The sequence below is a fragment of the Terriglobales bacterium genome (genome assembly GCA_035567895.1).
Taxonomy (GTDB): domain Bacteria; phylum Acidobacteriota; class Terriglobia; order Terriglobales; family Acidobacteriaceae; genus Gp1-AA112.
The window spans coordinates 154,182-177,760 of record DATMPC010000011.1; the positions used below are offsets into that span (position 1 = coordinate 154,182).

Annotated in this window: 19 protein-coding genes and 1 other RNA gene; 9 read left to right on the forward strand and 11 right to left on the reverse strand. The window is 55.8% G+C overall.

Going from position 1 to position 23,579, the window contains the following annotated elements; all coding sequences use genetic code 11:
* Positions 1–48: 48 nt before the first annotated feature.
* From VNX88_03155 to VNX88_03195, 9 genes are all read right to left on the reverse strand, one after another.
* Complete coding sequence (locus tag VNX88_03155; GenBank protein HWY67634.1) at positions 49–1,815, reverse strand: HD domain-containing phosphohydrolase; 1,767 nt, start codon at positions 1,813–1,815, stop codon at positions 49–51.
* A gap of 114 nt (positions 1,816–1,929) precedes the next feature.
* Positions 1,930–2,925, reverse strand: a complete 996-nt coding sequence (locus tag VNX88_03160; protein HWY67635.1) for an NAD(P)H-dependent glycerol-3-phosphate dehydrogenase — start codon at positions 2,923–2,925, stop codon at positions 1,930–1,932.
* A 37-nt stretch (positions 2,926–2,962) separates the two neighbouring features.
* Positions 2,963–3,592 (reverse strand): glycerol-3-phosphate 1-O-acyltransferase PlsY, encoded by a 630-nt coding sequence (gene plsY / locus VNX88_03165; protein HWY67636.1) that lies wholly within the window; start codon positions 3,590–3,592, stop codon positions 2,963–2,965.
* A gap of 17 nt (positions 3,593–3,609) precedes the next feature.
* Positions 3,610–4,149, reverse strand: coding sequence for an RNA 2',3'-cyclic phosphodiesterase (thpR, locus tag VNX88_03170; protein HWY67637.1), 540 nt, complete (start codon positions 4,147–4,149; stop codon positions 3,610–3,612).
* 7 nt (positions 4,150–4,156) lie between these two features.
* Positions 4,157–5,398, reverse strand: coding sequence for a competence/damage-inducible protein A (locus VNX88_03175; protein HWY67638.1), 1,242 nt, complete (start codon positions 5,396–5,398; stop codon positions 4,157–4,159).
* A gap of 34 nt (positions 5,399–5,432) precedes the next feature.
* Positions 5,433–6,488, reverse strand: coding sequence for an IPT/TIG domain-containing protein (locus VNX88_03180; GenBank protein HWY67639.1), 1,056 nt, complete (start codon positions 6,486–6,488; stop codon positions 5,433–5,435).
* A gap of 46 nt (positions 6,489–6,534) precedes the next feature.
* Positions 6,535–7,131, reverse strand: coding sequence for a phosphatidylglycerophosphatase A (locus VNX88_03185; GenBank protein ID HWY67640.1), 597 nt, complete (start codon positions 7,129–7,131; stop codon positions 6,535–6,537).
* A 126-nt stretch (positions 7,132–7,257) separates the two neighbouring features.
* Positions 7,258–8,793: a 30S ribosomal protein S12 methylthiotransferase RimO gene (rimO, locus tag VNX88_03190; protein HWY67641.1), complete on the reverse strand. Its 1,536-nt coding sequence runs from the start codon at positions 8,791–8,793 to the stop codon at positions 7,258–7,260.
* 51 nt (positions 8,794–8,844) lie between these two features.
* The gene (locus VNX88_03195) at positions 8,845–11,025 is read right to left on the reverse strand and encodes a DUF3488 and transglutaminase-like domain-containing protein (protein ID HWY67642.1); all 2,181 of its coding nucleotides are present in this window, start codon (positions 11,023–11,025) and stop codon (positions 8,845–8,847) included.
* A 200-nt stretch (positions 11,026–11,225) separates the two neighbouring features.
* Here VNX88_03195 and ffs point away from each other — a divergent pair.
* Both ffs and VNX88_03205 read left to right on the forward strand, forming a co-directional pair.
* Positions 11,226–11,323: signal recognition particle sRNA small type (gene ffs / locus VNX88_03200), an RNA gene on the forward strand.
* Positions 11,324–11,392: 69 nt separating this feature from the next.
* Complete coding sequence (locus VNX88_03205) at positions 11,393–12,394, forward strand: beta-ketoacyl-ACP synthase III (protein HWY67643.1); 1,002 nt, start codon at positions 11,393–11,395, stop codon at positions 12,392–12,394.
* 8 nt (positions 12,395–12,402) lie between these two features.
* Here the strand turns inward: VNX88_03205 and VNX88_03210 are convergent, their stop codons facing one another.
* Together VNX88_03210 and VNX88_03215 are read right to left on the reverse strand one after the other, a co-directional pair.
* Positions 12,403–13,044: a VTT domain-containing protein gene (locus tag VNX88_03210; protein ID HWY67644.1), complete on the reverse strand. Its 642-nt coding sequence runs from the start codon at positions 13,042–13,044 to the stop codon at positions 12,403–12,405.
* 17 nt (positions 13,045–13,061) lie between these two features.
* Complete coding sequence (locus tag VNX88_03215) at positions 13,062–13,916, reverse strand: menaquinone biosynthesis protein (GenBank protein HWY67645.1); 855 nt, start codon at positions 13,914–13,916, stop codon at positions 13,062–13,064.
* 246 nt (positions 13,917–14,162) lie between these two features.
* Here VNX88_03215 and dprA point away from each other — a divergent pair, with 246 nt between their 5' ends.
* The 7 genes from dprA to VNX88_03250 all read left to right on the forward strand — a co-directional run bounded on the left by dprA (position 14,163) and on the right by VNX88_03250 (position 23,563).
* The gene (dprA, locus tag VNX88_03220) at positions 14,163–15,335 is read left to right on the forward strand and encodes a DNA-processing protein DprA (protein ID HWY67646.1); all 1,173 of its coding nucleotides are present in this window, start codon (positions 14,163–14,165) and stop codon (positions 15,333–15,335) included.
* A gap of 66 nt (positions 15,336–15,401) precedes the next feature.
* Complete coding sequence (gene topA / locus VNX88_03225; GenBank protein ID HWY67647.1) at positions 15,402–17,978, forward strand: type I DNA topoisomerase; 2,577 nt, start codon at positions 15,402–15,404, stop codon at positions 17,976–17,978.
* A 124-nt stretch (positions 17,979–18,102) separates the two neighbouring features.
* On the forward strand, positions 18,103–18,582 hold the full coding sequence (locus VNX88_03230; GenBank protein ID HWY67648.1) for a hypothetical protein: 480 nt from the start codon (positions 18,103–18,105) through the stop codon (positions 18,580–18,582).
* A 192-nt stretch (positions 18,583–18,774) separates the two neighbouring features.
* Positions 18,775–20,259 carry an aldehyde dehydrogenase family protein gene (locus VNX88_03235; protein ID HWY67649.1) on the forward strand — a complete coding sequence of 495 codons (1,485 nt, stop codon included), beginning with the start codon at positions 18,775–18,777 and terminating at the stop codon, positions 20,257–20,259.
* A 193-nt stretch (positions 20,260–20,452) separates the two neighbouring features.
* Positions 20,453–21,325 (forward strand): isoprenyl transferase, encoded by an 873-nt coding sequence (locus VNX88_03240; protein ID HWY67650.1) that lies wholly within the window; start codon positions 20,453–20,455, stop codon positions 21,323–21,325.
* A 51-nt stretch (positions 21,326–21,376) separates the two neighbouring features.
* A complete protein-coding gene (locus tag VNX88_03245; GenBank protein ID HWY67651.1) occupies positions 21,377–22,315 on the forward strand; it encodes a phosphatidate cytidylyltransferase in 939 nt (312 codons plus the stop codon).
* A 3-nt stretch (positions 22,316–22,318) separates the two neighbouring features.
* The gene (locus tag VNX88_03250; protein HWY67652.1) at positions 22,319–23,563 is read left to right on the forward strand and encodes a 1-deoxy-D-xylulose-5-phosphate reductoisomerase; all 1,245 of its coding nucleotides are present in this window, start codon (positions 22,319–22,321) and stop codon (positions 23,561–23,563) included.
* The last annotated feature ends 16 nt before the right edge of the window (positions 23,564–23,579 follow it).

Genomic DNA, 23,579 nt, shown 5'->3' on the forward strand with positions numbered 1-23,579 from the left:
CATCAAGAGAAGGGCCGCGAAACTTTCGCATGTGGTTCTTGCGAAACCTTAAACGCTCTCGCCCGCCACTGCCGTCTGCGCTTCCGGAGTTACGGCTGCGGCGCGGCGAAGGCGGAAGTCTCCTCGCTCGAACACCGTGCTCAACGCGGCTACAACGCGCGGATCGAATTTGGTGTTTACCAGCGAGTTGATGATGCGCACTACGTACTCCGGATCCATTGCGGCCTGATAAGGACGGTTCGTCGTCATCGCGTCAAAGCAGTCGGCGACCATGATGATGCGCGGCGTAAGCGGAATTTCCTCTCCCTTAAGACCATGAGGATAACCGCGACCGTCGAGTGACTCGTGGTGCAGTTCAATTCCGGGAATCATCTCCTTGAGCATCTCTACGGGACGAAGGATTGCCGCACCCTTAGTTGTGTGCGTCTTCATGATCTCGTATTCGTCGGGAGTAAGGGCTCCGGGTTTTTTCAGGATTCGATCCTCAATTCCTATCTTGCCCACATCGTGCAGTTGAGCGGAGATGCGGATTTTCTCGACTTCATCCTCAGGCAAACCCAATTCTTTGGCTATGAGCATTGAATAGCGAGTTACGCGATCGGAATGGCCTCGAGTGTACGGATCCTTTTCGTCGACGGCGCCCGCCAACATCTGAATGGAACTAAGAAACAACGTGCGGTTCTCTTCGGCAGCGCGCTTTAAATCCAGAACGAAACGCTCCAGATCCGAAGTCATGCTGTTGAACGTATCGGCAAGTTCGCCAATTTCCGTACGGCTCTTAACCTGGACCCGTTGAGAAAAATCGCCCCGGGCAATGGCTCGGCTTGATTCCGTCAGCGTCTGTAGCGGGGTGGCAAGTTGACGCGCGGCGGAGATTCCAAAAGCCAGACTCAGCAGAATCGCCAGCAACGCGAACTGTTTCGCCTTGGTTTGCATCTCGAAGACGCTTTGATATGCATCTGCCTGCGTCTTCTCTGCAATAACCGCCCACCGTAAGGACGGGACTGGGCTGAAGGTGCCTAGCATGTCGACGACATATTTTCCGCGCTTCATTCCAAATGAGCTAGTGGCAACGAGTCTGGCGCGAGTCCCCTGGTCAACAAAAGCCTTCACTAACTGGTTCCCGGTCATGTCCTGACCGGTTGCATATTCACTATTTGCACCGGCCACCAATCGGCCTTGATGGTCAACAACAAAGGTGTCAAGGCCTCCCTGGCTTGCGGTCTTCAGACTGGTGATGAGGTATTGCAGATCAACCACGGCTCCAATCATTCCCAAAAAATGATCGTCGCTGAGCACGGGAGTGCTTACCAGCATGGTTGTATGTTGTTCTTTGCCGGAGCCAACGGTGAGAGCTTGACCGTTGTAGACACGCCCTTCCCGAGCTGCCATAAAAGCATGCTCGAGTTCGCGCTGTACAAATGCGTCGGGAGCTATGCGTCCTGCCGAGACACCCTTCCCTTCATCATTCAAGAGTGTGGCGTAGGCGAGAATGTCAGACGAGGAGGTAAATCTCTCAACCAGAGCTCGCAATTCCGGCGTGTTTACGTGATCGCCGGTGAGATTCCCCCCGCTTGTAACCAAGACGGCGGTTGACAGATTTCCGAGGGACGCTTGCAGGGTAGCTTGGCGGTGTTCAACGTCATCGCTCAGGGACTTCGTAACGGTATTCTGCAGGAGCTGCTCGTTGATTTTCAGGCGTTCGCGATTGACAGCAACAACTTGAGTACCGTAAAAGTACAGCGGCACCACACCTACAAGGATCAAAACACCAGAAATCAGATAGAGCAGCGGTATGCGGTTGGGCAGGCGCATTGAAAGTTTTGGGAATTGAACGGAATTCTATCCCGATTATCCCGAAACTCCGGATGTCTAACTACGTTCTCAGGCGTTTTACTGATTACTTCGGTCCTAGGAGCACGCATGGCGTCACTCTTCTCGGCCTGGGCGACTCATGAGTTCGCGGATTGCATCTTTAGGAGACTTTTCCTCATGCAGAAGGGCATGGATCTGCTCGGTAATCGGCATCTCGATGCCGTGGCGTGCCGCCAAGCCTAAAGCCGCATCGGTAGTAAGCACGCCCTCGGCAACCATGCCGTGCATACCCGCCATGATGTCACTCAGCTTATGTCCACGCCCTAATTCCACGCCGACCGTGCGATTTCTTGAAAGTCCGCCTGTGCAAGTCAGAACGAGATCACCCATACCGGCGAGGCCGGAAAGCGTTTGTGGGCGAGCCCCGCAAGCGACCGCAAGGCGCGTTATCTCGGCCAGGCCGCGTGTGATGAGCGCTGCCGCGGTGTTGTGACCAAACCCGAGACCTTCCACGACACCCGCAGCGATCGCGATTACATTCTTGAGTGAGCCGCCGAGCTCCACTCCAACGACGTCGTCGTTCGTGTAAATGCGGAACATTGGATCGCTGAATTCGCGCTGGATGGTCGCCGAGACATTTGCATCTGTCGAGGCGACCGTAAGCGCTGTTGGATCTCCACGCGCTACTTCTTTTGCAAACGTGGGCCCGCTGAGCGCGGCGACTCGGCTCACTCCGGCAGCATCGGCCGCAACTTCGGTCATACGCTTGTAGGTTCCGTTCTCGATTCCCTTGGTTGCGCTAACCACGACCACCTCCCCAGACAGCGACCCCCTCATCTGCTCGTACAGACGCCGCGCATGGTGCGAGGGCATCACCGTGAGAATAGTTTCTGCGCCGCTAAGAGCGTCGTGAAGGTTGTTGGTAACCTGTACCGCTTCGGGAACCTTGCATCCGGGCAAGAATAAGTTGTTGCTGCGCGTGCTCTCGATAGATTCGCGCACTTCGCGCTCAAAGGCCCAGAGTTGAACCTGATGCCGACCACCGCGCGCAAACACTATCGAAAGCGCGGTGCCCCATGCCCCGGCGCCGATCACGGCGATGCGGCTCACGCGCTACTCCTTGCTTGCGGGCGGATGGATCTGGACATTAGCTCTTGTAGAACTGCAAGCGATTTTCCGTTCCATCCAGTAAGCGTCTGATGTTGGCCTTGTGCTTGAGAATGATAAGCAACGAAGCGCTCAACATCACAGCAAAGGCGGCCGGCGAGGACTCGCTCCGATAGAGAAAGAAGGCGAGCAGAGGGAACACTGCGCTGGCGACGATAGATCCCAGCGAGACATATCTGGAGATCAACACGATCAGAAGAAAGATGGCGAGAACCAGGAGAACCGCCCGCGGTGCCAACCCGACGAATGCGCCAACGGCCGTCGCGACGCCTTTGCCGCCGCGAAATTTCAACCAAACAGGAAAGACGTGTCCCAAAATGGCGCATAGCGCGGCGAGGGAAGTCGCCAATCCCAAATCGATTCCGGGATTCCGATGGCTCGTCAGCGAAGCGATCAAGACTGCGAAATAACCTTTCAGTGCATCGAGCACGAGGGTTGCGATGCCTAGCTTTGCACCTCCCGAGCGGGCAACGTTCGTCGCGCCAATGTTGCCGCTGCCGGTCATGCGCACGTCCTCACCGCGCACAATGCGGACGATGATCAATCCGAATGGTATTGAGCCTAACAGGTAAGCGATCACGGCTAAGGCGAGATAGATGAGCGTGTTCATGCGGCGTCAGCTCGACTCTATATGAGCGCGAACCTGGCTAACTTGGTGTAAGAGGCACCCTTCGGCGAAAGTTTGCTTTCATACAAGTGAAATTCCGTCGCGCTCATTGTACCGAAGCTCGGGTTCGACTCCGGCAGTGCTGAGCTCACATTTTGGGTCCTGCTTCCTTCTTTGAAGCGCGCCAGCGTCGCATGAGGAGCGAAGGCACGTTTCTCACGCTCGAAGCCCAGAGGGGCTAATGTGTCATCCACGGTTCTCGCCAGGCTGCACAAGTCTGGGCCGGACTCAATGCCGACCCACAACACACGCGGTGATCTCGGATTGGGAAAGACACCGATGTTCTGTAGAGATACTTCGAACTGCGGCGCCTCAATTCCCCGCAACGCTGCTTCAATCGCGCCGCCTTGCTGGTCGGCGACATTGCCGAGAAACTTCAGGGTGATATGCAGTCCTTCTGGCCGGACCCAGCGAGCATTGGTCAATTGTGGCTGCGTGCGGTTCATGAACTCAGTGATGCGCCGCCGAATATCAGCGGAAATCTCGATTGCAACAAACAAGCGCATCTCAGATGAGCTTTCGGCGGACGAGATCGAGTCCGATGAAGCTTGCCCAGAGCCGGATGCGTTCACGGTCTGCCGGCAGTCTTCGCTCAACTACCTCGTGCTCCTTGCCATCGGAAATCGCGATGTACACGAGACCGACGGGCTTCTCGGGAGTGCCACCACTTGGACCTGCAATGCCGGTTATTCCAACTCCGAAAGTCGCTTTGGTTCGCTCGCGGATCCCTTCCGCTAAAGCGAGCGCGACCTCACGGCTCACGGCGCCGTGTTCTGCGATCAACTTTGCAGGAACTCCGGCCAACTTGGTTTTCAACTCGTTCGAATACACGACGGCTCCGCCGAGAAAGTAGCGGGAGCTGCCCGGAACTGATGTGATGCGTTCGGACATCATCCCGCCGGTACAGGACTCAGCCACAGCGAGTGTCTCGCCGCGCATCTGCAGAAAATAGCCGACAATCTGTTCGATCGACTCACCGCCGCTGGAGATGACAGAGTCGTCTAGTTCTTCCTCGAGCTTGTCGGCTAGTTCTTCAACCTGATGCTCAGCTTGCTCCTGCGTACCTGCGCGGCTCTGGAGGTGAACTTCGACTTCGCCACCATGGGCAAGGATTGTGGTCTGCACCTCAGGAACTTTTGTATAGATGGGTGCAATGCGAGCATCACATGCCGACTCACCCATGGCAATTTTTAGAACGCGCTTCGATATGAATTGCGGGGGAAGCACTTCTTTCAGTCTGGGGAAACACTGAGTATCGAAAAGCGGTTTGAGTTCGTGTGGTGGACCAGGAAGAAGCATGACGTAGCGACGGTCACCGTCCCAGTTAGTCTGCAACCATTGTGCGGGCGCAGTTCCATTCGCGTTGCGCAGGAGAATAGCTCCATCCAAGACATCTGCCTGCCGAGTGTTGTTCTCCGGCATCTTCATACGACGTTCCGCAAACCGCTTATACAGCTCAGTGATGATTTGAGGATCACGATGCACCTCGATCCCAAGCGCCTCGGCAACGGACTCCCGGGTGAGATCGTCTTCGGTGGGGCCAAGGCCTCCCATGAAGATCACAATGCTCGCGCGAGCGATGGCAGTGCGCGCGACTGCAACCAGATCGGCGCGTGAGTCGCCCACCACCGTTTTGAAGCGAACTTCCACGCCGAGTTCATTCAGTCTTTCGGTCAGAAAAAGAGAATTTGTGTCTTGGCGAAATGGAGTCAGTAACTCCGAGCCAACGGCTACGATCTCAGCGTTCACTTTGGCAGTATAGCTTTCGGAAGTTCCGGCTCAATCAGGGCAGAAGAGGAAGCCCTTGGATGTTCCACGACAGATGGAACACAGCTGACGTAGTGGCAAGAACGGCAGCGCGGCCAGGCGCGAAGCACAAGCCAACGAGATTCTGACCCGAGACGCAGAGGGTTGCTTGTTTGTCCGGAGTAATGCGCACAATCCCGCGCTTACCAGCGAATGACCCTGTGACGTAGAGGTTTCCGGCGGCGTCGAAAGCCATTCCCTGAGGACGTCCGAGGCCGCGGAAAAACACCGAGCTGTCGCCGTGGGGATCGATGCGATAAATTGCGTCGTAGCTCGACGTTGTGGGGCCGCTGACATAAAGGCTTTGATCTGGACCAAAGGCCAGATGATAGGCGGAGACGCTGGGTTCCAGCGTGGAAAAAACGAATGTCTGGCGATCGCGGGCGATCTTAAATATCGTGCCGCTTCGGTCGCCAACATACAGGTTCTGTTCGCGATCAAAAGCAATACCGGTCGCTACTCCCATTCCTTCAGCATAGGCTGACATCGTTCCGTTCGGAGCCACACGATAGACGGTGCCATTCTGCCGCGACGAGACGTACATCTGTCCTTCGCGATCGAATGCAACGCCATGCGCGTTCATCAACTCAGAGAGGAATGGTTTTACGTGATAGCTGGTGTCGATCTTGTAAATCGAGACAGGTACTTTTTGTCCGCGAGATCCGGAGAAGGTCACGAAGAGATTGCCTTCGTGATCGAGCGCTGGATTAGTCACGGGATGAAGGTTTTCCGCGATGGGTACAGCAACCTTCAGATCGAAGCCGTTGCTGGTTGCCTCATCTGGAATTACGACTACAGGGCCGGAGTTGGCGCCGTCGGGAACCCTGGCGACTACAAAATCGTCGGACGAGATCACCACACCGCCTGGTTCGTCACCGAAGCGTACCCGGGGGCGACGCATCTCTTGAGGACGCAATCCGGTTCCCGATATGCGTACTTCGCCTCCGGGAAGCGCGAACTCTGGAGTGACAGATGTAATATGCGGCTTCCCGTTCAAGCTGTGCTTTCCCCGCAAACGCTCTGAGATTCCCATAGTGGCACAGTCCGGTCCATCGCGTGCTTCAACGGAACCGCCCTTTTTAGAATGCTGGCCAGAACTTCGTTAAGGCAATTAAAACCAGAGCCGCGTAAATGCCGGCTCCAACGTCGTCGAGCATGATACCGATACCCTCCGGTAGGCGCTCAAGTGCTCGCAACGGTGGCGGCTTCAAAATATCGAAGCAACGAAAAAGTATAAGGCTCGCTAGGAGATATTTCCAACGCAGCGGCGCGATGATGAGCGGAATCATCTGTCCGGCGACTTCATCGATCACAACGAAGCCCGGATCTTTGATCCCGCTCTCTCGAGCGACGAGAGTGCTCGCACGGATACCGATCACGGTGACTGTGCATGTGATGACAGCCGCGATAACGGATGGATGACTGTTCGAGATCAGACCGGACAACGTCCACCAGAGGAGTACGGTCGCTATTGACGCCCATGTGCCCGCGCCTCCAGGGAGTCGCCCGATCCCGAAGAAAGTGGCTGCGATCCAGGCCCATCTAGTTCTCGCAGTGAGTGATTCCGGCCTAATGGCGCTTATGCTCATCTTGATCTTGCGTGGAATGCGGCCGTTGCTCGACTTCTTCGAGTAGCTCGGGATCGAGCACAGGGGAGCTGATTCGGTAGCCGCCACTCGCCCACTTACCAAGATCGATCAGCCGACAACGATCGCTGCAGAAAGGAAAGTACTCGTCTGAACGCAGAACGACGTTCTTACAGGTTGGGCAGCGCAGACTGAGAGCTTTCTTGCCGGCCATACTTATATTATGCGCGCCACAAGGTCATAGTCGTGGGCTTCAGTGATCTCGCAGCGATAGAACTCTCCGCGCGCGAGAGATTCATGAGATCCGAAGTCGTTGATGAAGACCTTGCCATCAATCTCGGGAGCGTGCATCGGAGTTCGGCCCTCCCAGAGCAAGGCAGTCTCCTCGGAAGCGCCTTCTACCAGGAGATCGAATTCGCGGCCGATCAGTTGCTTCTTCTTTTTCCTGCTGATGCTTTGCTGAATCCCCATCAGCTTCTTGCGGCGGCGCTCGATTTCCGTGCCAGGAACTTTATCGTGCAATTTGAAAGCCGCAGCGCCATCCTCGTCGGAGTAGCCGAATACTCCCATCCAGTCAAACTCTGCAGCTCGGACAAAGTCGCACAGCTCCGCGAACTCAGGCTCCGTCTCGCCTGGGAATCCAACGATAAAGGAAGTTCTAAGTGTCAGATTGGGAATCATCCGTCGCATCTTTTCGATGCTTTTTAAAAAGATATCGGCTCCGGCCCCTCGCTTCATGCGCTTTAGCGTCGAGGCGGAAGCGTGTTGCAGAGGAACGTCCATGTAGGAGCAAATCTTTTCGTGAGCTGCGATGGTTTCAAGTAACCTGCCTGTGATTTTGTTGGGATACGCATACAGGAACCGAATCCAGCGAAGCTCCTCAATCTCTGCAAGACGAGCCAGCAGCAGTGCCAGACCGTCCTTTATTCCCAGATCTTCCCCGTAGCAGGTCGTGTCCTGCCCAATGAGAGTCAATTCCCTCACGCCGTTGGCGGTGAGGCGGCGTGCCTCAGCGATCACCGATTCGAAGTGGCGCGAGCGAAACATTCCGCGGAGCTGCGGAATAATGCAGAAGCTGCACGGATGGTCGCAACCCTCAGCGATTTTCAGGTACGCCGATGTCTTCCCGGTCGCAAGGAGCCGGGGAGTGCTGTCGTCGTACAGATAGTTTGGAAGATCGGAGATCGCGCCGTCCCAATCGGCACGTGAAAAGCGTCCATTGCTCCGGCGAGCCGTGCCTTCGGGCCGCGAATGCTCCTTGACGGCACTTGGGGCGCGATCGATCAGAATCTTGAAGAGTGAGTTCTCTTGTGTCTCGGCAAACGGAGCAGGCGCGATGCCCGCGGCTTCGATGATCCGCTCAAGCTCTCCCGTGCCAACCACTGCATCGACCTCGGGAATGTTCTTCTGGATCTCAGAGCGGTACCGTTCTACCAGGCAGCCCGCAACGATCAGCTTTTGCGCTCTTCCGGACGCTTTGTGTTGCGCCATCTCGAGAATGGTGTCCACCGATTCCTGTTTCGCAGAATCGATGAACGAACACGTGTTTACGACGATGATGTCGGCTTCGTCGGCGCGAGTGGTAATCTCAGCTCCCGCCTGATTCAAGAGCCCCATCATCACCTCGCTGTCGACCAGGTTCTTCGGACAGCCTAAGCTGACAAAGCCGATCTTCTTCGCAGGTTTAGAGGAACTCGAGTTGGAGCTATTTGAAATAGCCGGAGGGTTCTCAGAGGAAACTTCTACTGGCATGCAATCTCTTTATTTTACCATTCCGGGCTGCATGGCCACACGCCACCCCCGTCACTTCTCCTTTGAGACGGCTTCCACTTCGCGGTACAGCTCCGGAAGCTTCTCTGCGTCATCTGCAGAATGGCCGAATCTCGCGCGCTCGTAATGCGCGGTGAATCGCGCCGCCGGCTCGCGGGCAGGGTGAGAACGGAGGGCTTCCAGGAACTCCTGCGGAGTCTGCGAGGGAGGCTTTCGTATGCCCCGGCGCGACAACAGCTTGAGCAGACGCGTGTACCAGATCGTCGCCGCTGTGTGTGGCTCCAGTGTTGGCTTTTGCGTGATCCTCAACCGGCGAACTAGCCGCAGCGCTCTTGGCCCAACTAGGAGAAGCATCGAGAGCGTTAGTCCACAAGCGAGCCACAGGGTCCAGGCGTCTTGGTGTTGCTGGAAGTGAGTTCGCAATGCGCGCGCACGGCGCACGGAACCTTCATAAAGCGACTGCATGCCGTTGCGAAACAAATCAAGGCGGAGACGGCTTTGGCGAACCAGCATCGAACCCACGACACTCTGGTGTCCAGGGTCGTAGTTCACCACCCAGTCGTGCCAGAACTCCCGCATCGCGTCTGCGTAGAGGTAGAGTCGGCTCCAGGAATCAGGTGAAGTAGAGGATGAGGCCGGTGTGGGATCGAACGTATACCAGCCATAACCAGAAAAGTAGGCCTCAACCCATGAATGCGCATCTTTGGCGCGCACGATGTAGCTTCCGGTCACATCGTTGTACTCCCCACCGCGAAAACCATTCACAGTGCGCGCCGGAATACCGAGCGTGCGGAGCATCACAGCCATCGAAGAAGCGAAGTACTCGCAATGTCCCACCTTACGTTCAAATAGAAAGTTTGCAACCGGATCCTTCGGCGACGTCGATGGCAGCTGTAGCGTGTACCTGTAGCTGGTCGCGAGATATCGTTCAATCGCCACCGCTCTGAGGAATGGTGTGTCCTGACCCGCCGCTACCTGCTCGGCCAGTTGCCTAATGCGCGGATCGAGATTCGATGGAGTCTTCAGATAGACAATCTCGCTCAGCCCCACTTCGGGAGTGGGTGGCAGTTGATCCGGCATCGGAGGGGCAATCTCCGATGTCACGACATAGTCACTAACTGACCGTGAATTGTCGGCATTGAGGATCGAACCGGTAGAGTCGATCCGAATCGCTTGATATCTGCCATTGATCGACTCCGCTTGCGGAAGCACGAAGAAGACGCGCGAGCCAAAAGGTTCCAGCGATACCTTGTACCGCACGCGCTGTCCGCTGCCGGCGAAAAGACGGTGGTTTGATGCCGCGAGCCCCAGAGCCCAGGTGGGGTTCATCGGTTCTGGGGTGATGTTCTCATGCGGAGTGCTCCAACGCCTGCCGTCGAATGTGGTGAATGCCACACCACGCCAGCGGAGATCGTTAGGAACCCTCACGCCGGGCGCGAACTTAACGTGCATCATCACTGCGTTGGACTGCTGGAGTTGTCCAATTTCTCCCAACCTGACTTCTTCGCTGAATCCGGTAGAAAGATCGCCGCGAGAACTCAATGCGCTCAGGTATCCAGCAGAAGCCTTGCGGGGAATGAGGAAGAAAAGTGCGATCGTTCCCAAAACAATACTGATGACCAGCAAAAGGCACGCGCGCACGACTGACCCTGGCAGACGCCGCAGGTCGCGCAGTTCACGCGCTTCGGTGGGGGCCGATGCCGAAGCGCCAATCCAGGATCGTCGCATTTCCATGCTGACAAAGGTTGTCACCGCAAGCAGCACAAAGACACAGAACAGGCCGAAGAACAAAGAGTCGACCGTCAGAACAGCTGCGGCAAGAACCATCCCAAACGACAGCAAAGCCAGGTACACGTAGTCCCGGTCACGATGGATCGAAAAGACCTTCACCATCGCCGCGAACAGCACCATGTGAATTAATGAACCAATGAATGTTTGCGAGATCAGGAAGTAGTCGAGCGCGAAGAAAACGAGATAGATGAGCGTGAAGTAAGTTGTCCACTGCTCGGGAAGAGTTACATCGATTTTCCGAACAAGAAGGTAACCCTTTGCCAGAAGTGCCGAGATGCCGAAGAGCAGCGATAACAGATCAAGCTTGCCAGTTCCTGCCAGGATGGCGAAGCCGGTGAATAGCAGGAAGAACAGCGAAATATCAAAGAAACGCTGAATGACGGGGTGCGCTGCGCGCGTGATGGTTGGCGCGTTGGAAGGCATCGGGTTGGCTCAGTTTACCCCGGAAGTTTCAAGACAAGTAGTTCCTTAAGGACGTCGTTTGCTTGTGTCCCCTCGCCTGCGCGACTCTGCGATTACTCCACCATCTCTGCAACCATTCCCCATGTGATCTAAGGGCGCTTCTCGCGCTGAGAGCCGTGCAGAATGTGAACTTACGTGGATGTTAATATCGAAATGTCAGATGCCGGGTCCCGCGCGATGTAATCCTGTGAACCCCGCCAGGTCCGGAAGGAAGCAACGGTAATGGGCCAGTGCATGTGCAGTGGGCTCCCCGGTGTCTGGCTTCCTTAACGTGGCTTTGCGGACCGTCAGGGCTGTTGTGGCGGCCGACTCACTCCCGGAGAATGGTTTGAAACAGCTTCAGCGGGCCAAGATCAGTGCCCTTGGAACCTACGTTCCTCCCCGACTTCTGACCAACGCAGACCTCGAAAAAATGGTCGAAACCAACGACCAATGGATTCAGGAGCGCACTGGAATTCGCCAGCGCCATCTCGTCGACAAAGGCGTCGCTACTTCGGACATCGCCTGCGAGGCTGCTCGGAAAGCGCTCGCCAATGCTGGAGTCGCGCCCTCCAAAGTTGAGGCCATTATTGTCGGCACAGTGACGCCGGACATGCTGTTTCCATCTACGGCCTGCCTCATTCAGCACAAGCTTGGAGCGCCGGGCGCTTGGGGATTCGACCTGTCTGCCGCGTGTTCCGGGTTCGTGTACGCGCTGCAGGTCGGAGCGCAGCTGATTCAAACTGGCGCGCATAAAAAGGTATTGGTGATCGGAGCCGACGTAATGTCAGCGGTCATCGATTACACCGACCGCGCCACTTGTGTGATCTTTGGTGATGGCGCGGGCGCGGTGCTTCTCGAACCTGCCAAAGATGGTGAGGATGTTGGACTGATCGACTTTCTGCATGAGGTTGATGGGGCTGGCGGATGTTCGCTGTATATGCCCGGAGGCGGAAGCCTCAATCCGGCAACGCACGAAACTATAGATAAGAAGATGCACTTCGTGCACCAGGACGGAGGAGCCGTCTTCAAGTACGCGGTGCGCAAGATGGCGGAGTTCTCGGAAAAAGTCCTTACGCGAAATGGATTCACCGGGGCTGACTTAGCCGCTTTCATTCCTCATCAGGCGAACAAACGCATTATTACTGCGACGGCTGAGCGGTTGGGAATGTCCGAAGACCGCGTGATCATCAACATCGGCGAATACGGCAACACGACAGCAGGCACAATTCCCTTGGCAATGCAGACAGCGCTTGAGGAAGGCAAGCTGAAAAAGGGTGACCTTGTCCTCCTGGCGTCTGTGGGAGCCGGATTTACTGTGGGAGCGACGCTCCTGCGCTGGGCGTACTAGGCGCTGACTTACGCGGCTTTCTTTTCGACCGAATGAAGCATGGGTAATCCTTGTTGTTTCCGGCGCCATAGATAGCCCGCAACCGCGATTCCTCCCAACACGGCAAGACCGATCAGAGTCCAGATGATCGGTCGGGAATATTGCTGCATGGCGTGAATAATCGACTGACCGTATCTCCGACCCAGCCATGCCACAACCCCGTATCGCACGAGCCTTCCCGACGAATATGCGGCAAGGAACTTAGCTCTGGGAACTTTCATTACGCCGGCAGCCAACAAAAAAGGCGAAAGGGGGAATGGTGGCGGCAGGAATGCGGGCACAGCGACGGCTCCGACACCGTATTTCTCACTCCAGCGGTAAATAGTCGCCAGTTTCTTTTCGGGAATGCGTTTCGCTAGGCCTTCTTTTCCGCTCTTGATTCCGATGCGATAAGTGATGTAAGCGCCGAGTGAGGAACCCAGCGTTGCCGCCAGAACATAAATCCACCAGTTGTGCGGTGCGGATCCTACGAGAAGAATTAGCAGCAGATCCAAGCTTCCCGGTGTTGGAACAACAGACGCATCCGCCAGGCCGAGCAGGATTTCGCCGATGGGACCGAGCGCACGCAGCTTTGCCCACACTCCTCCCGCGACGATCAGTTCAAAAAACACGCATGTAACCTGTCTCGTTAGACGCGGCTTTGACCAGTGGAGTTGCGGAAAGCGAGCTCTGGGACCAGCCGCAATTCCGGCGCGGAGGGCAGAATCCCATAGGAGGCCGCAAGGTCAAAGAACAGCTTCATGCCAGAGATGCTCTCTGGGTCAAGATAATAGTGAATATTCTCTTTCAGATAGCTGCGGACAGCTTCTTGGGAGACCGAAAGTCTGGATGACCATTCATCTGCGATTTCCGTGATGTGTTTCAACCCTTCGTCGCGCGATTCGCGGAACAAGTCTGCCACTCGGCTGAGTTCCTCTTCCGGAGCCGCATTCTCGCGGACTGCCCAAAACGCAAAGACAAAAGGCTTTCCTGTGAGATTCCGCCACTCCTCGGCTAAGTCCCAGGTTTGATATCGCGTCCGATCCACCTGTAGTGCGGGATCTCCGATCAACAAAGCCGCGTCGTGTTTCTCTAGCATTGCATCCAGCTTCGGTTCAGCGCGAGCAAAGGTGACTTCCCGATTCTGCATCCGTAGTAAGACTTGAATCAGGGCAGCCGAAGTACGCGAAGACGAGTCCAGAGCTACACTCCGGATTTCGCTCAGTGGTCGCAGGCTGATCAGAAGGATGGAACGGACTGCCCCTCTGCTTGCGATGGCTACGTCGGGAATAACTCGCAGCCCTGGAATGGCTGTGTACGCTGCGACGGGAATAATCCCGATGTCCGCAGCGCCTTTGTCCAGCATCTCCGCGCACCGCGAGGGGATGGTGTAATCGATTTCGAAGTCCTTGCGCAGTTCAAGTGATCCGGAACCATGCTCGAAGTTCCACATCAGCGGAGCCGTGTTTAAGTAACCGATAGCAGAGACGCGAAGCGAGGACATTCATAAAAATACTAACAGGCAAAGAAGGATCGGGTGATCTGGCCATCGGGTCATCGGGTGAAGTGATAGGCGAATTTGATTTTGATTTCTGACTTGTTGACGGTTCGCGAAGACCTAGGAGATGCGCTTGTTACTTCACCCGATCACCCGATGACCAGATCACCCGATCTCTTTATGGCCCGATGACCGTTGGTTTCTTGACACTCGCGCCTTTCTCACTGTATCTTCCGCGTCCAGTTTGCTCAGATGACTGACTCCGCTGCCGTCTCCCGCTCAATTCAACCCGACGTCACCACGCTGCAATGGCTCGCGCTGGTATTGACGCCAGGGATGGGTCCCATTCGGGGACACCGGCTTGTCCAACACTTTGGCGGCGTAGAACGGGTCTTTGTTGCCTCTCTCACTGAGCTTGAGGCGGCGGGACTACCAGCGGCTTCGGCGCAATCTATCGCACTGGGTAAGTCCTCTTCACTGGCCGAAGAAGAGTTCATGAAGGCGCGTGACGCTAGCGCTGAGCTTATTTCGTTCGAGGATCACCGCTATCCAGCGCGGCTCAAGGAAATCTACGATCCACCTCTGGTGCTGTACGTACGCGGAAATGCTGAGCTGTTGAGTGAATCGGGATTGGGCGTAGTTGGAACCCGTCATCCGACACCATACGGAATGGGTATGGCGGAGCGTTTATCGAACGATCTTGCGTCGCGCGGGCTGGTCATTGTCAGCGGCATGGCTCGCGGGGTGGACACTCACGCCCATCGTGGAGCTCTCAACGGCAAAGGTAAGACCGTCGCGGTCTGGGGGACGGGAATTGACGTTCCGTATCCGCGCGACAACAGGCGAATCGCAGAGGGAATTGTTGCTGCGGGAGGAACTCTGGTTTCTGAGTTCCCAGTTGGAACGTTCGCGGCACCGCAGAACTTCCCGATTCGGAATCGAATTATAAGCGGATTATCCCTGGGCGTCCTTGTAGTAGAAGCTGGCGAATACAGCGGGACGCGCATAACCGCTCGCTGCGCTTTGGAGCAGGGCCGAGACATTTTTGCAGTTCCAGGCAATGTCACCAATAGAAACTCGTGGGGGCCTAACACTTTGATAAAGCAAGGCGCTAAGCTCACTGCGACATGGGAGGACGTCTGGGAAGAGCTGCCTGCCGACGTGAAGCTGCAACTCGAAGCAAATTGGCGGGTTGAATCCCCCGAGCCTACTGAAGCATCTCTATTCGCGGATTCGAAACTGTCGCCGCACGAAAAGCGCATTTACGCGCTGCTGAAGCCCGACGAGGCCACCCAGCTGGATGTCATCATTGAAAAGCTGGAGGGAGAGATCTCCTCATCGGAGATTTTTTCCGCACTGTTTGAGCTAGAACTGGCGGGAAAGATTAAGCCGCTTCCAGGCAAAAATTACGTTAAGACATTTTGACCGGTTAGCCGGTACGTTTCGGCTTGTGATAGTTTCGCAACAGACTTTGCGTTAAGGGAACGAACATTGTCCAAAGCTTTAGTCATCGTTGAGTCGCCGGCCAAGGCGAAAACGATCAACAAATATCTCGGCAAGGATTTCGACGTCGAAGCCTCGCTCGGCCACGTTAAAGATCTGCCGAAGAGCAAAATCGGTATCGATTTCGATAACGACTTCGAGGCCGAGTACATTGTCATTCCCGGTAAAGAAAAGGTTCTGACGAACCTGAAGAAGAAGGCGAAAACCGCCTCGGCGATCTATCTCGCTCCTGATCCTGACCGAGAAGGCGAAGCCATCGCTGCGCATTTGTATGAGGAACTTGGCGAATCCAAGCCGAAGAAGAAGCGCGGTGGCGGCATTCCAATTCACCGTGTGACCTTCAACGAAATCACTTCGAAGGCGGTCAAGGCTGCGTTTGAGCATCCCCGCGAGATCGACTGGAACTTAGTAGACGCGCAACAGACTCGTCGCGTGTTGGATCGCATCGTCGGCTACCAGATCTCGCCGCTGCTGTGGGACAAGGTTCGCCGTGGGCTCTCAGCAGGTCGCGTGCAGACCGTCGCGTTGCGTCTCATCGTGGAACGCGAGCGCGACATCAAGGCGTTCGAGAAAAAGGAATACTGGACGATTGACGCGCACTTATCGAAGCCGCCGGCTTTCGATGCGCGCTTCACCGGAATTGGCGCTGAGAAGACCGAGGTTCCGAACGGGGAAGAGTCCGAAAGGATCACAAACGCGCTGCGTCAGGCGCAGTGGAGCGTGCGTTCTGTTGAGAAGAAGGAACGCCGTCGCAGTGCGACGCCGCCATTCACTACAAGCAAATTCCAGCAGGACGCCTCGCGCAAGCTGCGTTTTAGCGTGAAGCGCGCCATGATGATTGCGCAACGTTTGTATGAAGGCGTGGAACTCGGCGACGAAGGATCGGTGGGCCTGATCACGTACATGCGTACCGATTCCACGCGTGTTGCCCAGGACGCGCTCGACGAAGTCCGCGAATTCATCGGTTCGAACTTTGGCAAGGAATTTCTCCCGGAGTCGCCCAACATTTACAAATCGAAGAAGGACGCGCAGGAAGCGCACGAAGCGATTCGTCCAACCTCTGCACTCCGTCATCCCGATTCGGTAAAGCAGTATCTGCAAGAGGATGAGTTCAAGGTCTACAAACTTATTTGGCAGCGTTTTGTGGCATCACAGATGTTGCCTGCCGTCTTCGATCAGACATCGGTTGACATCGATGCCGTCTCCGATCGTACTTACAACTTCCGCGTAACCGGTTCTGTGCTCAAGTTCGAGGGCTTCCTCAAGGTCTATGAGGAATCGAAAGAGGGCAAAGATGAAGACGATGAGGCGCTCAAACACAAACTGCCACCGCTGGAAGAAGGTCAGAAGCTTACGCTGAAGGAATTGAAGCCGGAGCAGCATTTCACGGAACCCCCGCCGCGCTACAACGAAGCGTCGTTGGTAAAGGAACTGGAAGAGCGTGGTATCGGCCGTCCATCGACATATGCGGCGATTATTGGCACGATCCAGGAGCGCCAGTACGTTCAGAAGATTGGCGGCAAGTTCATTCCAACAGAGATCGGCCTGGTTGTTACCGATCTGCTGGTGAAGAACTTCGCCGAAATCTTCGATCCGGCGTACACGGCTCGCCTCGAAGAGGAACTCGACGAGATCGAAGAGGGCAAAGAAAAGTGGACCGACGCGATGTCGGAGTTCTACAAGCGCTTCCAGAAGGACCTGAAGTACGCGCAAAAGCACATGGAAAATGTGAAGCGCATGGAGAAGCCCACGGACGAGAAGTGCGAGCGCTGCGGCTCTCCGCTCGTCCTCAAGTGGGGCAAGTTCGGGTCATTCTTCGCTTGCAGCGCTTACGACAAGGACGATCCCAATAGCTGCACGTTTACCAAAGAGAACGTAATTGATTTGCCCGATCTCGAGAATGCCGACCTGCAGGAAACCACGCAGGAGGAATACTGCGAGAACTGCGGACGCACAATGGTCCTGAAGCGCGGCCGTTTTGGTCAATTCATGGCTTGCACCGGATATCCAGAGTGCAAAACTACGCGGCGCCTCGATCAGGGCAAGAAGGTTCCGGATGTTCCGCTCGAGGAGATCTGCCCAAAATGCGGTCGCAACATGGTGCTGCGTCATGGACGTTATGGCGAGTTTGTGTCCTGCAGCGGATATCCCGAATGCAAGTACGTGAAGCAGAACTTCATTGGAGTGAGCTGCCCGCTATGCGCCGCAGAAGGACGCAAAGACGGCGAGTTGGTGGAGAAGAAAGCCCGTCGCCGCGGCAACATCTTCTACGGCTGCTCGAACTATCCCAACTGCGAGTTCACGTCGGCGTACAAGCCTGTCGCCGAGCAATGTCCCGAGTGCGGCAGCCCGTATCTGCTGGAGAAGAATCTGAAAGCAGGCACCTTCCTGGTGTGCCCAAACAACAAGCGCACTGCCGCAGAGGAAGAAGAGCCTCAACCCAAGCGTAAGAAAAAGCCGACAAAGGCCAAGGGCGAAGCTGCCGCTGAAACCGCTGCGGCTCCAGTAGTGAAATGCGATTACTCCAAGCAGATCGCTACAAAAGAACCGGTGGCAGTCGCATAGCTCTTCTCATGTCTGGGTGCCCTCTAGGGCAATTTTGTACCAGTCAAAAGTCCAAAGATGAGCATCCGGCGGAGCTGAAATCGGTTAGGATAGCGGCCTCCATCCATTTCAAAGGAGTTCCGCAATGGCTGATCAGACTCTCTCTCCAGGTATGACCAACAAGGCAACGCACGGCGACGTGGACATTATCTTGCGCCTGTACCAAATGCGTTGCGATCCGGTGATGCGCGACGCCCGCAAGTTCATGACATTCGAATTTTGGCCTAACAGTTTCGAAGAGCTCGGCAAAGTGTTCGCAGCCGGAGGAAAAGAATTCGCTTATTTCCGCCAGGTGACCTCCTATTGGGACATGGCGATGTCTTTCGTTGCACGGGGCGCGCTCGATCAACATCTGTTTCTGGACAACTGCAACGAAATGATCTTCAACTACGTGAAGCTAAAACCGTTTCTACCGGCGTTGCGCGAGAACATCAGCCCGATGTTCTGGAAACGAATCGAAGATTTCCTAACCAGCTCGCCCGAGGCGCAGCAGAAGGTTGAGAACATCACGCGGAACGTTGAGCGTGTTCGCGAGCAAAGAAAGAAAGCCACAGCCGCAGCCTGACCCCAAAAGACAACACGAAGGTCACGAAGGCCAGAAAGCGAGAGGTCACGACTTTGACCTCTCGTTACTTCGTGCCTTTCGTAAGCACTTTGTGTCCTTCGTGTTCGCTCTTCTCAGGGCTGCCCTCCCCGCGTGGCGCCTCCCGGTGGTAATATCCAAGGTTCCTTCCAACCTCACTTCTGAGGAGGCAGTATGGCAACAGCAACTCCGCTGCAGATGCAGGATGCAGTCAGTCAATTTTTAGCAACCCCGAGAAAACTTCTGATCGACGGCAGGTGGGTCGCTGCTTCGTCGGGTAAGACCTTCGATTCCATCGATCCCGCAACAGGTGAAGTGCTGGCCCGAGTGGCCGAGGGCGACAAGGCTGATATTGACCTCGCCGTGAAGGCAGCGCGCCGGGCCTTTGAGTCCGGTCCGTGGGCAAAAATGTCAGCCAGTGAGCGTGGTCGCATCATCTGGAAGATCGCCGACCTGCTCGAACAACACACCGAAGAACTCGCAGAACTCGAAACCCTCGACAACGGCAAACCAATCTCAGTCTCGCGCGTTGCCGATGTTCCGCTCGCCGTGGATCTGTTTCGCTACATGGCGGGATGGTCGACCAAGATCGAGGGCAGCACGATTCCCGTTGCGGGACCGTTCTTCGCCTACACCCGACGCGAGCCCATCGGCGTAGTTGGACAGATCATCCCATGGAATTTTCCGCTGCTGATGGCGGCGTGGAAACTGGGACCTGCGCTCGCGACCGGATGCACCATCGTTCTGAAACCCGCCGAGCAGACTCCGCTCTCCGCTCTGCGATTGGGTGAGCTGGCGTTGGAGGCTGGTCTTCCGCCGGGCGTGTTGAACATTGTGACCGGGTTCGGCGAAACGGCTGGCGCCGCGCTGGCAGCGCATCCCGACGTGGACAAGATCGCCTTTACCGGCTCAACCGAAGTCGGCAAGCTCATTGTTCATGCCGCAGCGGGAAATCTTAAAAAGGTAACGCTGGAGCTGGGCGGCAAGTCGCCGAACATCGTCTTCGACGATGCCGACGTGAACAAGGCGACTGCTGGCGCTGCCAACGCGATCTTCTTCAACCACGGACAATGCTGCTGCGCAGGTTCCCGTCTCTTTGTGGAAGACAAAATCTTCGACAAAGTGGTTGAGGGCATATCGGAGTCAGCAAAGAAGATCCGGGTAGGTCCGGGCATGAATCCCGATACTCAGATGGGGCCACTCGTGTCGGACGAACAGTTCCGGCGCGTGTGCGGCTACATGGAGGCCGGCCTGAACGAAGGCGCAAAGGCCGTAGTTGGCGGCAAAAAAGTTGGCAACCGTGGTTACTTTGTGGAGCCGACTGTTCTGGTCAACACGAATCCCAAAATGAAAGTCGTGCAGGAGGAGATCTTCGGGCCGGTGGTTACCGCGATGCCTTTCAAGAGCGTCGATGAGATCGCCACCGAAGCCAATAACACCAGCTATGGGCTCGCCGCAGGAATCTGGACCAAGGACATCGCTAAGGCCCACTCCCTTGCCAACAAGCTCAAAGCGGGCACCGTGTGGATCAACTGCTACAACGTCTTTGACGCGGCCATGCCCTTCGGCGGCTACAAGCAGTCCGGGTGGGGCCGCGAGATGGGTAAGGAGGCGCTAGAGCTCTACACGGAGACGAAAGCGGTTTGCGTGAAGATCTAGCTGAAAACTGATTCTAAGAATAGGAAGGCCGGAGAACTGTTCTCCGGCCTCTTTGTTTGCCTGCTCGCCAGACTGCTTGTACTCCGATGCCCCTGCAGGACTGGCAAGTAGTCACAGAATGACAAAATTGGCTCAAGGGCTAACCAGGCCATGACATCGGTTTACACCTTGTGATAACGTACTACTTTGCGCCATGAAGCACTTGCAACAAAACAGTGGCAACGTCGATGAGCTCTCAGCGAAGGAGCGCGCGATCTATTCGCGTCTTGATCCGGCCCTGGTGCCGCAACACATCGCCATCATCATGGATGGTAATGGGCGGTGGGCAAACCGGCGACATCTGCCTCGGTTTGTCGGACACCGCAGTGGCGTCCAAACGGTGCGCGGTGTCGTTGAGACAGCGGCACGGATCGGCTTGTCCTACCTAACGCTTTATGCATTCTCCGCCGAGAACTGGAAGCGCCGCCCACGCACTGAAGTCGATTTTTTGATGCAGTTGTTGCGCCAGTATTTGAAGCAGGAAGTTCCGCGCCTCAATCGAAACAATGTACGACTCACGTACATCGGTCGCATTCACGAGTTGCCGGAAAGTGTCCAGGAACGTTTGAAGTGGGCGGAAGAGGCGACGGCCGGCAACACCAGTATGGTTTTGACTCTTGCGCTGAACTACGGCGCACGCGCCGAGATCGTGGATGCCTTCCGGTCGATCATCACTGCAGCGAAGAATAACGGCGGCATCGATCACCTGGACATTACTGAAGATATTGTGAGTCGCCACCTATACGGCGCCTTGCCCGATCCTGATTTGGTGATTCGCACCAGCGGCGAATTGCGCGTAAGCAACTTTCTGCTGTGGCAGATCGCGTATGCCGAAATCTATGTAACTGGCAAATTATGGCCGGATTTCGAAGGCGTTGACCTTCTCGAGGCTATCGCCGACTACCAGCGTCGTGATCGACGTTATGGCGGACTCAGCACTCCTTCCAACGGACACGGAACGCGAGCGTCCCGCAACGGTGCTGGACGCGACCACCCGTTGATCGACATCGCCGTCGCGCACAAGTAGACACTGATCAAGCACTTTCGCCTCCCTGCGCGGGATGATTTAATCCATCCAATGCAGCGCGTTCTTACGGCAATCATCCTCATTCCGCTTGTGGTACTGGCAGTTTTCAAGGCGCCGTTTTGGCTTTATGCAGTCATTATTGCCATCTTGGCCCTGCTCTGCCTAGCGGAGTACTTAGACATTGCTGCGGGTCACAATCTGAAGCCGCAGCGAACGCTGACGTACATCGCGGTATTAGCCGTGCTCGGCGAATACTATCTCTCGATCGCCATTCGAGGATTGCGTCCCACCGGATCCAGCGGATGGCAAATGCTGCGCGATCCTTTTGTTCAGTACGAAAGCCTTCTCGTCCTCGTAAGCCTCACGCCGTTCGTATTGCTGGTAGCTGCGCTGAAAACAGAAGACCTGCGGCAAGCACTTCCCTCTGCAGCCGTCTCATTTCTTGCTGTTCCCTATATCGGGATCACTCTGGGGTTCCTGCTATTCACGCGCGGACTGATTCCAGATGGAGCCTTGGCGGTTTTCTATTTGCTGTTGGTCGTATGGGCGGGCGATATTTTCGCGTACTACGTAGGGCGCGCGATTGGGCGACATCGCCTGGCGCCGCGGATTAGTCCCGGAAAATCATGGGAGGGCACAGCCGCCTCGATAATCGGAAGTATGATCGTCGGAGGCTTAATTCTGGTTTATAACCGTCCCATTGCAGAGCGGCTGTACGACTGGAAATTGCTTGCTGGGCAAAGTGTTCTGTCGGGAAGACCAACTCCCGAGCCCAATGCGATCTGGATGGCAATCTTGGTTTCAGCTTCAATCAACATCGCCGCTCAGTTTGGGGATCTAGTGGAGTCGATGATGAAGCGCGGTGCCGACATTAAAGATTCCGGGAAACTGCTTCCAGGACATGGCGGCGTCCTCGATCGAGTGGATGCTCTGCTGCTGGCATCCCCTGTGCTGTGGTACTATTCTTCTTTCCGCCTAGTTCATTTCTAAGACGTGAGTAATTCTCTCAACCCAGCTTCTCTGCTGGAAGCTTCTCCCGATTCCAAGCGCCGGATAGCCATTCTCGGTTCGACTGGCTCGATCGGCATGAGCACGCTGAAAATCGTCGAAGCCTATCCGCAACGCTTCAGCGTGACCTCGTTAGCGGCCGGTAGCAACGTTGATGTTGCTCTTGACCAATGTTGCAGGTGGAGACCCAAGCTGGTCTCCATGGCCACAGAGGAACGTGCGGCAGAGCTGCAAAGCAGGCTTGAGGCGTCTGGTGTACGGATTCCAGTTTGCTCTGGAGCAACTGGCGCGGTTCAGGTTGCGACCCACGCCGATGCAAATTTCGTAGTGAGTGCTATCGTTGGCGTGGCGGGTCTGGAAGCCACATTCGAAGCGGTACGAGCAGGAAAATGGGTTGGCTTAGCCAACAAAGAATGCCTCGTAGCCGCGGGAGAGTTAATCACCGCGGAAGCGCGTCGCCAGGGCAAACCCCTTCTCCCGATTGATAGTGAACACAATGCCGTCCATCAATGCATGCGTGGCGGCACTCTTGATGAAGTAACGGCGGTGTGGCTTACCGCATCGGGCGGTCCATTTCTGAATACGCCGAAATCCGAATTCAGCCGTATCACGGTGCAGCAGGCGCTGAATCATCCCACGTGGAAGATGGGAAAGCGCATCACCATCGATTCAGCAACTTTGATGAACAAGGGCTTTGAAGTCATCGAAGCCTGCCGGCTCTTCAATCTGCCGCCTGACCGGGTTAAGGTGATCGTCCATCCGCAGTCGACGATTCACTCTTTAGTGGAATTCCGCGACGGCAGCATCCTTGCTCAACTGTCCGTGACCGACATGCGGCTTCCGATCCTGTATGCCCTCACTTATCCAGAGCGGCTGGAATCAGAGTTGAAGTTCGATTTAACGAGTTTGAAGAAGCTCGATTTCTCCCAACCGGATACGGAGAAATTCCCTTGCCTGAACCTGGCGTACGAGGCTGCTCAGGCGGGGGGAGCCAAGGCGATTGCTCTCAATGCAGCTGACGAGGTTGCGGTTGCAGCATTTTTGGATGGCGTGATCGGCTTTGAGGGCATTCCCAAGACAATAAAAAGGGTGCTGGACGAAACTACTCCGGCGCATCCTGAATCTATTAAGAAAGTGCTACAGATTGATGCCGAAGCAAGGGCCTTTGCTGCTGAGGTAACAGGGCTGGAAAGGCCGTCCGTCCCTGCTTTGGGGGTGTACACTCATTAAGCTTCGGCCCATTGGA